Annotated in this window: 8 protein-coding genes; 5 read left to right on the forward strand and 3 right to left on the reverse strand. The window is 62.5% G+C overall.

Going from position 1 to position 11,164, the window contains the following annotated elements; genetic code table 11:
* The 5 genes from H5U38_02550 to H5U38_02570 all read left to right on the forward strand — a co-directional run.
* On the forward strand, positions 1 to 687 hold a 687-nt coding region (locus H5U38_02550), incomplete at its 5' end, for a hypothetical protein (protein ID MBC7185892.1).
* A gap of 9 nt (positions 688 to 696) precedes the next feature.
* Positions 697 to 1,494, forward strand: a complete 798-nt coding sequence (locus H5U38_02555; GenBank protein ID MBC7185893.1) for a tetratricopeptide repeat protein — start codon at positions 697 to 699, stop codon at positions 1,492 to 1,494.
* A 144-nt stretch (positions 1,495 to 1,638) separates the two neighbouring features.
* On the forward strand, positions 1,639 to 2,859 hold the full coding sequence (locus H5U38_02560) for an MFS transporter (GenBank protein MBC7185894.1): 1,221 nt from the start codon (positions 1,639 to 1,641) through the stop codon (positions 2,857 to 2,859).
* Positions 2,860 to 2,877: 18 nt separating this feature from the next.
* The gene (locus H5U38_02565) at positions 2,878 to 6,111 is read left to right on the forward strand and encodes a DUF5110 domain-containing protein (GenBank protein ID MBC7185895.1); all 3,234 of its coding nucleotides are present in this window, start codon (positions 2,878 to 2,880) and stop codon (positions 6,109 to 6,111) included.
* Between the two features lie 23 nt (positions 6,112 to 6,134).
* Complete coding sequence (locus tag H5U38_02570; GenBank protein ID MBC7185896.1) at positions 6,135 to 8,540, forward strand: SMC family ATPase; 2,406 nt, start codon at positions 6,135 to 6,137, stop codon at positions 8,538 to 8,540.
* A 23-nt stretch (positions 8,541 to 8,563) separates the two neighbouring features.
* On the opposite strand, the gene H5U38_02575 is transcribed toward H5U38_02570, so the two are convergent.
* The 3 genes from H5U38_02575 to H5U38_02585 form a co-directional block, all read right to left on the reverse strand.
* Complete coding sequence (locus tag H5U38_02575; GenBank protein ID MBC7185897.1) at positions 8,564 to 9,592, reverse strand: flippase-like domain-containing protein; 1,029 nt, start codon at positions 9,590 to 9,592, stop codon at positions 8,564 to 8,566.
* A gap of 53 nt (positions 9,593 to 9,645) precedes the next feature.
* Positions 9,646 to 10,737, reverse strand: a complete 1,092-nt coding sequence (gene ychF, locus H5U38_02580) for a redox-regulated ATPase YchF (GenBank protein ID MBC7185898.1) — start codon at positions 10,735 to 10,737, stop codon at positions 9,646 to 9,648.
* Between the two features lie 282 nt (positions 10,738 to 11,019).
* Positions 11,020 to 11,164, reverse strand: a 145-nt coding sequence (locus H5U38_02585) for a hypothetical protein (protein ID MBC7185899.1), incomplete at its 5' end; no start/stop codon positions are given.

Consider the following 11,164-nt stretch of genomic DNA (forward strand, 5'->3'; position numbering starts at 1 on the left):
GTAGTGGACGCGCTTGAGCACCGCGAGAGCGGAGACGAGACTGACGGCATCCTCTCTCCGCACGCCCGACTGAGCTTCTCCTTCCCCACGCGCGACAAAAACGACCGTGACCACGACGGCGTGCCCCGCGAGCTGGACCTTGACGATAGCATCGCTGAGGACAACGACGGGTACATGGATCACGACGGCCTACCGGAGGAAAATCCTGATTTCGTCCGCTACTACCACGGCAAGATGAAGCTGGTGGAGGAAGTGCGCGAAATCGCCCGCCAGGAGGCGGTGCCGGAAAAGAAGCCGGTGGTTATCCACCATCCGATTCGGCGGGCAGAGTTGCACCACTCCCTGAAGCTTGTCGCGGACGTGTACGCAGACAGTCTCCTGTTGTGCGCCGCCCTGTATCGCGCAGAGCCAGGAGTTAAGTGGTCAGTGGTGCCCATGCACCCTCATCCGTCTGCGCCCTTCCGCTATGAGGCTTCCCTGCCGAACAGCGCGGTGCAGAGCGGGCTCAGGTACCTTGTGGCCGCAGTGAATGCGGACAAAACCAACATTGGCTATTCAGGCTTGCCGCGACGACCATTGCAGGTAAAGGTCTTCCCCCATGCGTCGCGGTGGCGGAGAGTGGGTGGAACCGTCGCAGCGCTCGGTTGGAGCGCGGCCGGTTTCTGGGTGCTGAGGAGGCAAAAGTAGGGAGGAACCATGAAACGGACGCTTTCATGCCGTTGGTTGGTCGTGCTCGCGCTGGCCACGGCGTTCTTGGCGGGCTGCGCGTCCAGCAAGGCGAAAAAAGAGCCGGTCACCGAGGAGCAGTTTAACCTAGATGAGCTCTTGGGGGAGAAGAAACCGCAGGAGGAGGCCCCTGCCAAAGCGGACGATGAGGCAGAAGTACTAAAGTTGCTCGGTGTGACCAAGGAAGAAAAGGCAGCCCCTGCTACTTCCACCCCGGCAACAACCAAGCCTGCAGAGCCGGACGCCTCCGCGCTGCAGAAGCAGCTCGAGAGCAAGGACCTCGAGATCGCTGCCCTCCGCTCGGAAGTGGCCAAGAAGGAGGATCGCATCGACGAGTTGCAGCGTGAACTCCGCGAGCTCAAGGCAGCCCCGGCCGCCACTGGTGGTCCCACGGTCGCCGGCTTCGAGGGAAAGTACCAACAGGCTCTGCAGACGTATCAGAGCAGAAGGTACCGGGAGGCAATCACCCAGTTCGAGTCGCTCCTGGCTGCCCAGCCCAATCACAAACTCGCTGACAACTGCCAGTACTGGATCGGGGAATGCCGGTATGCCTTGGGCGAGTACGAGCAGGCGATCGCTGACTTCCAGAAGGTATTTGGCCTGGGCGACGGCAACAAGAGCGACGCTGCGCAGCTCAAGCTCGGCTTGTGCTACCTGCGGCTGGGTGACAAATTGCGCGCCAAGGAGGAGTTTCAACGCCTTCTGGTTGAGTACCCGAAGAGCGAGTTTGCCCCGCGCGCCCAAAGCTACTTAGATAAGCTGCAATAGCAAGTCAGGAGCGAATAGCGGCTCGCCTTTGTGCGAGCCGCCTCGCTCACGCTGGCCAGTGATTCTGGTCCGGGTGGACTGTTGTATCCACGCCGGACTTTTTTGCATGGTGGTCTTGCCATGTGCACGAGCTGAGGAGTCTTCATGCACCAGGATCCGCAATCATCCTCTGCCCAAGGGGGAGGCCCGGCGCGCCACGCCTGGTTGACGCGCAACGTGGCCGCCCTCAGCGGCGTCAGCCTGTTGAATGACGTCAGCAGCGAGATGATTTACCCGCTGCTTCCCCTGTTTCTCACCCGCGTGCTCGGCGCTGGACCTGCCTTTCTGGGCTTGGTGGAAGGAGTTGCCGAGACCACGGCCAGCCTGCTCAAGCTCTTCTCCGGCTGGCTTTCCGACCGCCTGCGCCGCCGCAAGCTCCTGGCCGTGTGCGGTTACGGCGTCTCATCCCTAGTGCGACCGCTCACGGCCCTGGCCTCTGCCCCCTGGCATGTGCTGGTGGTGCGCTTTTGGGATCGCGTGGGAAAAGGGGTGCGCACGGCGCCGCGGGACGCCCTCCTCGTCGCCTCATCTCCCCCGGCCAGTCGCGGCAAAGCTTTTGGCTTGCAGCGAGCTATGGACCACCTCGGAGCAGTGCTCGGCCCGCTCATCGCCACCTTCATGTTGGCCGCGTTGACCACCAACGTGCGCACCGTTTTTTGGTGCGCAGCCATCCCGGCGGCCCTGAGCATGGCGCTGCTCATCGCCGCGGTCAAGGAGCAGACGAGCGACAAGACAGCCAGTGAGGCACCCAAGATCACCTGGCGTCAATTCGATCGCCGCTTCTTGTTCTACGTGGGCATCGTCTTCCTTTTCACTCTGGGCAATTCCAGCGACATGTTCCTCTTGCTGCGGGCCAGTAACCTCGGCGTGCCAGCGGCTCTGGTGCCGACATTGTGGATGGTGCATCATCTGGTCAAGTCGACAACATCCCTCCCCGGGGGAAGCTTGTCCGATCGTATCGGTCGCAAGAGGGTGATCGTTGCCGGCTGGTTGGTGTACGCGTTGACCTACGCCGGCTTTGCGCTGGCCGAGCGCGCCTGGCACATTTGGGGCTTGTTTGTGGTGTACGGGCTCTACTTTGGTCTTACCGAAGGTACTGAGAAGGCACTGGTCGCTGACTTTGTCAACCCGGAACAACGCGGCACGGCCTACGGCCTGTTCAACTTCGCCGTCGGTATAGGGGCCTTGCCGGCAAGCGTGCTCATGGGACTCTTGTGGCAAAAGTTCGGGCCAACTGTTGCCTTTGGGCTCGGCGCTGGTCTGGCTGGCCTTTCGTGCGTGTTGCTTTCCCTGCTGCGCGTGCCTAAGCTGGCTCATCAACGGTGAAAGGAACCTCCGCGGTCTATGGTGCGGTTCACCTTGCTCACGCCGACGCTGGTTCGTTTGGAGTATTCGCCCACTGGCACCTTTGTCGATCAGCCCTCCGTGGTGGTCATCAATCGTAACTGGCCGCCTGTGCCCGCCAAGCAGTACGAGGAGAAAGGGTATTGCTGCTTGGACGGGGAGCGGCTACGCATCCGCTACCGGAAGAACTCCGGCCCATTCGGACCGGAGAACCTACTGGTCTGTTACCGACACGGCGACCAGTGGCGTACCTGGCGGCCTGGAGAGCAGGATCCTCACAACTTGGGCGGCACCCTGCACAGCCTCGATGGCGTGTCGGAGAGCAGTCTACCCCCGCTGCCTGCTGGGATCCTCAGCCGCAGCGGCTACTATCTGCTCCAGGATGAACACCATGCCTTGTTGACAGCGGACGGCTGGCACACGCCCCGCAAAGAGCCCACGGCGCAATATTGGTACTTCTTCGGCTACGGCGATGACTATGCGCTGGCGCTAAGGGAATACGCTCAGCTCACCGGCCCCGTGCCGATGCTCCCCCGCTGGGCCTTTGGGGCGTGGTACTCCCGGTACTGGCCTTACAGCGACCGCGAGCTGCGGGAGGTCGTCACGCGCTTCAAACGGGAGAGCTTGCCGCTTGCCGTGCTGGTCATTGACGTCGACTGGCACCTTCATGGCTGGGAGGGCTATGACTGGAACCCGGAGCTCTTCCCACGCCCGGAAGAGTTTCTGGCCTGGGTCCACGCGCAAGGCCTGAAGGTGACGCTCAACAATCATCCCGGCTTGCTGCCGCCAGAGGAGAGCGCCTACCAGGAGGTGGTGGCCAGGTTAGGCACGGGACACATAGGGCCCGATGGCTCATTCGTGTTCAACCTTGCGCTCCGCGAGCACGCAGAGGTCTTTATGGACCTGCTGCACAAGCCGTTTCACGGACAAGGAGTGGACTTTTGGTGGATCGACGGCGCCGCAGCCTCGGCACCGGGACTGAACGGCCAGATGTGGACGAACAAGGTCTACTACGACAAGACCGAGACGTATACCGGCAAGCGTGCGCTCATTTTCAGCCGCTATGGTGGCCACGGCTCACACCGCTATCCCATCTCCTTTTCCGGCGACACCTACTCCGATTGGGGCGTGCTCCGCTACGAGATTGCCTTTACGGCCACCGCCGGTAATGTCCTGATCCCCTACTGGACACACGACATAGGCGGCTTCTTCGGCAACAAGCTCGACGACGAGCTCTACGTGCGGTGGGTGCAGTTCGGCGCCCTCAGTCCTTTTCTCCGCCTGCATAGTGACCACGGCATTCGCGAGCCGTGGCGATACAGCCGCGCTGCGCAGCGCATCGTACGCGCCTTCTTCCATTTGCGCTCTCGGCTGCTCCCTTGCATCTACACCTACGCGCGGCAGGTCCATGAGCACGCCTTGCCTCTGTGCCGGCCTCTCTACCTCGAGTGGCCCCACATTGAGGAAGCCTACGCCTATCGCCACCAGTACCTCTTCGGGCGCGAACTGCTGGTGGCCCCCATAGACCAGCCTGGAGAGTTCGGCGTCGCCACCAAAGAAGTCTACTTCCCGCCTGGCACATGGGTGGACATGTTCACTGGTAGTCGTATCCGCGGTCCCAAGGTGGCGGTCTGGCGTTCGCCTCTGGCGCAGATGCCTCTCTTCGCCCGCGCGGGAGCCATCGTGCCGCAGGCGTCCCTGGACATGCCGGGTGAGGTGCTGGTCGTCGACGTCTACTCCGGAGCGAACGGGGAATTCGAGCTGTATGAGGACGACGGGGAGACGCTCGCCTACCGTGACGGCGCGTACCGCACAACCCCAATCCGCTACTCCATGGCAGCTGGCCGACACTGCGTGGAAGTGGGCCCTGCGCGGGGAACCTACCGGGGTGCTCCCGCAAAGCGCGCCTACCTGATCAGGCTACTTTCCCTTCCTCGCCCAAAGGTGGTGGAGCTCGACGGGCAACCCTTGCCGCGGGTCAAAAGCAAGAAAGCCCTATCCGCGAGCAACGGGGCCTGGTGCTATGGTCAGGCGGGGCACTGTGTCGAAGTCAAAACTTCGGTGCGCGACTCCTCGGCGCCCGTGAGGGTGGCAGTGCACACGGACGCGGATGCGGCTTACCTCGATCTCTTGGCCGCGGCCGAGCAACAGGTCCAGCTTCTCACGGACCTTCGTGAGGCAGCTCGGCAAGTGGCCGCTCGCGGACCTCTTGCCGCCAAGCTCGACGCTTTATTCCGGCGCGCAGAGCACCACCGGCTGCAGGCCGGAAAAGGGGCATTGACCACCGTACGCTTGGGCGAGGCCGTCGCTGCCATGGAGCAGGAGTTGCGGGCCTTGGCAAACGAAATAGCCTCCGAGGCCCCAGTCCAAAGCCGACGACAGCTTCTCCAGGCGCTCTTTGGGTTAGTTGCCTGTACCCGCATCGGCGAGATGCATGGCGACGAGGCCATTCTGCCCATCATCTGCACCTTTGCCTCGGGGGAACTGGCACCCAGGCTGCAGGTGACCAGCATCTTGTCCGCCTCCCGGGAATGGCTGCAAGGGCTGCAGGGTCCAGCCTCGGTGAGCGGAGAACTTGCCCCCGGTGGCGTGTTCACGGCGAAGTTCCTGCTTGTTGCGCCCTCTCGCTTCCCGGTGGACAGAATAACCTTCCAGGTGGACAATCGCCTGCAGTGGAACGGCCAGGAGTTCCGGCATCCGGCCAGCTTCGAGCTCCCCGCCACATTCCTGCAGGCCTACCACCTCATCGGGCCGTTCGACAATGCAGACCACCAAGCGCTTGACCGCGTCGACCCGCCGGAAAACGAGATCAACCTCGCCGGCTGCTACCCTGGCAAGTTCGGACCGGTGCGCTGGCAGAAGTGGCAGTGGCGCCCCCCGCGGCGGAGCACCGGCTCGGTGTTCATCAACTTGCGCAACACCATCTACTCCGGCCACGACGTGGCAGCCTATGCGGTGACCGACCTGCACAGCCCACAGGACATGGAGGTCCTCTTTGCCCTTGGCTCAACTGGCGGCTACCGCCTGTGGGTCAATGGCCAGCTGGTGCATGTGCATCGCCAGCAGCGTTCCGCCATGCCAGGTCAGGACAAAGTCCTGGTCCGACTACGCGCTGGGCGGAATCGGGTGCTCATCAAGTCGGTGCACACTGGCGGGAGCTGGGGCTTCTTCCTGGAGGTGACAGACCTGGGAGGAAAACCTGTCCCGCATTTGGTGAACGCCTACGTGGAGTGAGCGTCCCGCTCCGGAGGCACCTCATGGTTATCCAGGCTCTGCGACTGCGCAACTACCGGCGATTCCGCGCGCTTGAAATCGAGTTTCCGGAAAACCTGATTGGCATCATCGGTCCCAACGGCGTGGGCAAGACCACCATCGTCGAGGCCATAGGGTGGGCCCTGTACGGCAACCGGGTAAAGCGCACCGACAAGACCGACGTCCGCTCGCAGTCAGCCTCACCCAGGGAGATCTGCAGCGCGGAACTGCTCTTCGCCTGTGGCGGTGAGCAATACCGCATAGTGCGACAACTGCGCGGAAAGGATGCAATTGCCGAGGCGGCGGCATATCGCGGTGCAGCAGAGGCACCAGTTGCCGTGCAAGACTCCGGCGTCACCGAATTCATCGAGAACCTGCTCGGCCTCGATTATCAGTCCTTCTTCGCCTCGGTCTTTGCCCAACAGAAGGAGCTCGATGCTTTCTCTCGTCTGAAGACTCCTGCCGAGCGCCTGAAGTGCATCAACCGGCTGATCAACATCGATGTAGTGGATCGCGCGCGCGAGCTCGCACGCCAGGACTGGCGAGACCGCAGCAAATTTCTCGAGGGACTGCGCAAGGGCCTCAAGGACGAAGCTCTGTTGCGCCAGCAGCTCGCCCAGGCTGAAGCCGCCCTCCAGGAAAAGCGCAGCAAGGAAGAAGAGGCAGAGGCGGCACTCAATGCGGCAAAGGAGGCCTCGCGCCGCGCAAAGAAGGAGCTCGACGCGCTCAGGGCCACGCGCGATCGCTTCATGCAGCTATCTTCCCGCCACGATTCGCTGGCCGAACGGCTGGCCGAGACAGAGCAATCCCTGCAAAGGGCCCAAGCAGACCTCGCCGCCATCGACGAGGCGGCCGAAAAGCTCAAGCAGATCGCCCCGCAGCTGCAGGAACTGGCCCGCGTTCGCCCCGAGAAGGAACGTATGGACAGCGCCGCCAAAGACGCCGCCACACTGCAGGCCAAAAGGGAGGAACTCACCCGCCTCTGCCCGCAGATAGAAGAGCTGCAGACAAAGCTTGCCACTCACCGGGAGAAAGCCACGGCGCTGCAGCGGCTGGGCGCCGATCTGCACGAGGCGCGCCAAAGGATTTCAGATCTGGAGAAGGAGATTGAAGGCGCAGAGGAGCAACTCCGCCAGGTGGTTGCCGACCGCGAGGCCGTCACCGCTAAGGGCCAGGAGGTGCGCGGCAAGCGTGAGCAGGTGGCAAAGCTGGGGCCCTCGGGCCCGTGCCCGGTGTGCACCCGCCCCCTTGGGGAACAACACGCAGCCGTGCTGCACAAATATGACGAGGAGCTGGGTCAACTCCGCGAAAGATACCAGCTCTTGCAACAGCACGAGAAGAGCGCCAGGCAACACCTGGCACAACTGAAGGGACAACTGACCGAACTGCGCGAGGCCGAACGGGAACTTGCGCTCAAGGAGCAATCGGCTGCGGACGCGGCGCGCCAGCTTCAGGAGATTGAGCGGCAGCTGACGGAGCGGAACCAGCACCGTGCGCGCCTGGAGCAGGAAATCGCCTCGCTAAGCGTGGTGCAGTACGACGAGATGGCCCACCGAGCGCTCAAGCGACGCCTGGATGAACTCGTCGAGGTGGAAAAAGAAGCATCCGGACTCAGTGCGGACGTGAGGCGGCGCGAAAGGGTGGCGGCGGAAATCTCTCGCCTCGAATCCACGATCCGGGAGCTCACCGCACAACTTGCAGAAGTAGAACAGGAGCTGGCCAGCGTCGCATATGACGAGGACCAGTATCGGCGGGCGGAACAGCTGGTCGAGCAGTGCTCACAGGAGCAGGAACGCCAGCAAGAGGCATACACCCAGGTGCGCGAAGACTTGGCCGGCTTGAAGAAAGAACGCCAGCGCATTCTCGCTGATCTCGAGGAACACCGCCGCCAGGTGGTCGAAATCGCAAGCACAGAAGAGGAAATGCACTACCTTGAGCTCCTGGACCACCACTTCGACTGCTTCCGGCAGGAGCTTGCCAACCGGCTTCGCCCGCTGATTGCCAACCGTGCCTCCGAGCTTTTGCGCCTGACCACTCAAGGCCGCTACTCGCTGCTCGAATTGGACCACGACTACACCATCCGCCTTTATGACGGCACGACCCCGTACCAGCTGGAGCGCTTCTCCGGCGGGGAACAGGACCTCACCAACCTGTGCCTGCGCATCGCCATCAGCCAGGTGGTGGCCGAGCGCAGCGGCGTAACCCCGATGAACTTCATCGTGCTGGACGAGATTTTTGGCTCGCAGGACGAGCAGCGCCGACAGTTGATCCTGAGCGCCCTCAATCAGCTGTCCACACGCTTTCGGCAAATCTTCATCATCACCCACATCGAAGACGTGCGCGACAGCCTGCCGGTGGTCATCGGCGTCGAACAGGAAAACGAACAGGAAAGCGTGGCCCGCTTTCTTTAGTCACGAAGACCCCCCACCGGAGACTACCCGGCGGCCGCCAGCTCCTCGCGATGCGCCATGGTGGTTATGGTCACCCCTTCTTTCCAGGCGCACGCCATGCCCACCAGCGTGACGGTCAGCACGGCAGTGGCATGAGCAACCACCGCAAAACTCAGCGCCGTGCTCTTGTCCACGCCAAACAAGCTAAGCGAAAGCACTGCCAAGTAGTGGTAGGTCCCCACATACCCCGGAGAGGAGGGGACGACGATGCTAATGGTGGTGATTACCAGAACGACCAGCGCTGCGGATAATCCCACCCCGTGAGCCGAAAGACCGAACGCGAGGATCACACAATACAGGTTCACTAAGTAGCCCACCCACACCAAGACGGACGTCAGCGCGACCATTGCATAATCCGAGGGCCGCGCAAGGGGGACCAGCCCCGTGACAAAATCGCGCAGCAGGCGCTGTCCCCGCTCTGCCAGTCGCCGGCCCAAGGGGCGCAGCCCCAGCCCGACAAGACGCAGGGCGATTTCCGTCCTCATTTTCAGGAAGAGGAGAAACGCAAAAAGCAGTGCCGTGGCGAGAAACATGAGGTAGCCGCTGGTGGTCACCTCGTCGGGTATGGCCACCGTACGCGGAAACGGCTTGAGCGTCAACGTGAGGGCGGTAATGAGCAGCAGCGAGAGCATGTCGATGACTCGCTCCAGCGCGATGGTGGCAAACGCCGCGCTGCCGGAGATTTTCTCGCGGCGACCGATGACGTAGGCGCGCACCAGTTCGCCCAGATGGGCAGGCAGGAGGGTGTTCGCAAAGTAGCCCACCATCAGCGCGGAGAAGAGCGGCCAGACGTGCACCCGCTTGATCGGATCCAGCAGGTAACGCCAGCGCAGTGCCCGCAGCCAATGCGCCACGAAGAGCGCCGTCACCCCCGGCAGCAGATACCAGTAGTCGGCCTCACGGAAGGCCTGCTGCATCCTGTGCACATCGACTTTGCGAAATGCCACCCAGAGAAACAGCACGCTGAGCGCCACGCCCACCAGCATCTTCCACCGATTTCCCGCGCGTGCCACCTTTGCCCTCCTCTGCTCTTTTCCTCCGGCATCGCTGCCCGGCTCCTTCTCCTCTACACGTTGAAGCGAAAGGTGATGACGTCGCCATCTTGCACAATGTAGTCTTTTCCTTCCAGGCGCAAGAGCCCTAACTCCCGGCAGCGTGCCAGAGAACCTTGCGCGTGGAGATCCACGTAGCTGACCACCTCGGCGCGGATGAAGCCCCGCTCGATATCGGTGTGCACGGCTCCAGCGGCCTGCTTGGCAGTGGTTCCCCGGGGGATTGTCCAGGCGCGCACCTCCTCGCTCACATAGGTGAAAAACGTCACCAGGCGCAGGAGCTCGTAGGACTTGCGCACCAGCCGAAACATTGCCGGCTCCTTGAGGCCCATTTCCTTTAAGAAGACCTGCGCGTCTTCAGGCTCCAGCTGGGCGATCTCCATCTCCACCTTTGCAGAGACTACATCCAATGCGCACCAGGGCCCAACTGCCAAGTCGGCGTGCGAGGCGACAATGGCCTGCTCTTCGGGTATCTGCTCTTCCCCAAGGTTGAGCACGATGAGGAGCGGCTTCAAGGTGAGGAACTGATAGGGCCGCACCAGACGCTCTTCTTCATGGCTCATGGTCAGACCGCGGAGGGGGCGCTCCTGCTCCAACTCTTGCAAGCAGCGCTCCATGAGCTGCAGCTCCTGTTGCTCTTCTCGGCTATGGGTCTTCGGTACGCTCTTTCTGAGCTTCTCCAGCCGATGCTCCACGATGTTCAGGTCCGAGAGTACAAACTCGGTGTGGAGGATGGAAAAGTCCCGCCGTGCGTCAATGCTCCCTTCCGGATGGAGAACCTGCGCGTCGGCAAACAGGCGCAGCACCACCAGCAGGGCATCGACCGTGCGCAGTCTGCCCAAGAGCTGGTCGCCGAGACCGCTCTTCGTGCTCACGCCTTTCTCGAGCCCAGCGACGTCAACGTACTCGACCGTGGTGGCGGTCACCTTCTTTGGTTGGAAGAGTTGCGCCAGAAAGTCCAAGCGCTGATCGGGCACTTTGACGACGCCAACGTGCGCCTCTTCCTTCGCCCCCAGGAAGCTGTCCACTTTGACATGCCCCCTGGTGAGAGCGTTGAACAGGGTGGTCTTTCCTGACAGCGGTAAACCGACAATGCCTATGCGCACGGCATGCCCTCCTCACTGATAGGCCGACCGCCCCTTGGGCACCTTGCAAAGCCTTGCCTGGGTGGCTCCCCGGGAGGCCCACGTATTTTCTATTTACCGGCAAGGGCTCAGGGGTGCGCGCCAATTCTCTCACAAGCGCCTGGAAACAATCCCAATCAGGCAGCCGGCAGGCGTGCTCTCCCTTTCTTCGGCAGCCAAGCCCTGTGCCAGCTCATCGTGGCGGCACTCTCGTCTGCCTCGTCACCGGCAGATGCAGTTGCCTCGCTCAACGAGCCTTTCCTCTCACCGGCAGAGCACCACCTTCTGGTGCGCCTGGCTGCTCCCGGCACTGACCGTGAGCACATAGACCCCGCTCGGCACGGACACCCCCGCCTGGTCGCGTCCGGGCCAGTTCACCGTGTGAAGGCCTGGGAGTGCGGCGGCAAGG

Source organism: Calditrichota bacterium (assembly GCA_014359355.1).
Taxonomy (GTDB): Bacteria; Zhuqueibacterota; Zhuqueibacteria; order JANLFK01; family Oleimicrobiaceae; genus Oleimicrobium.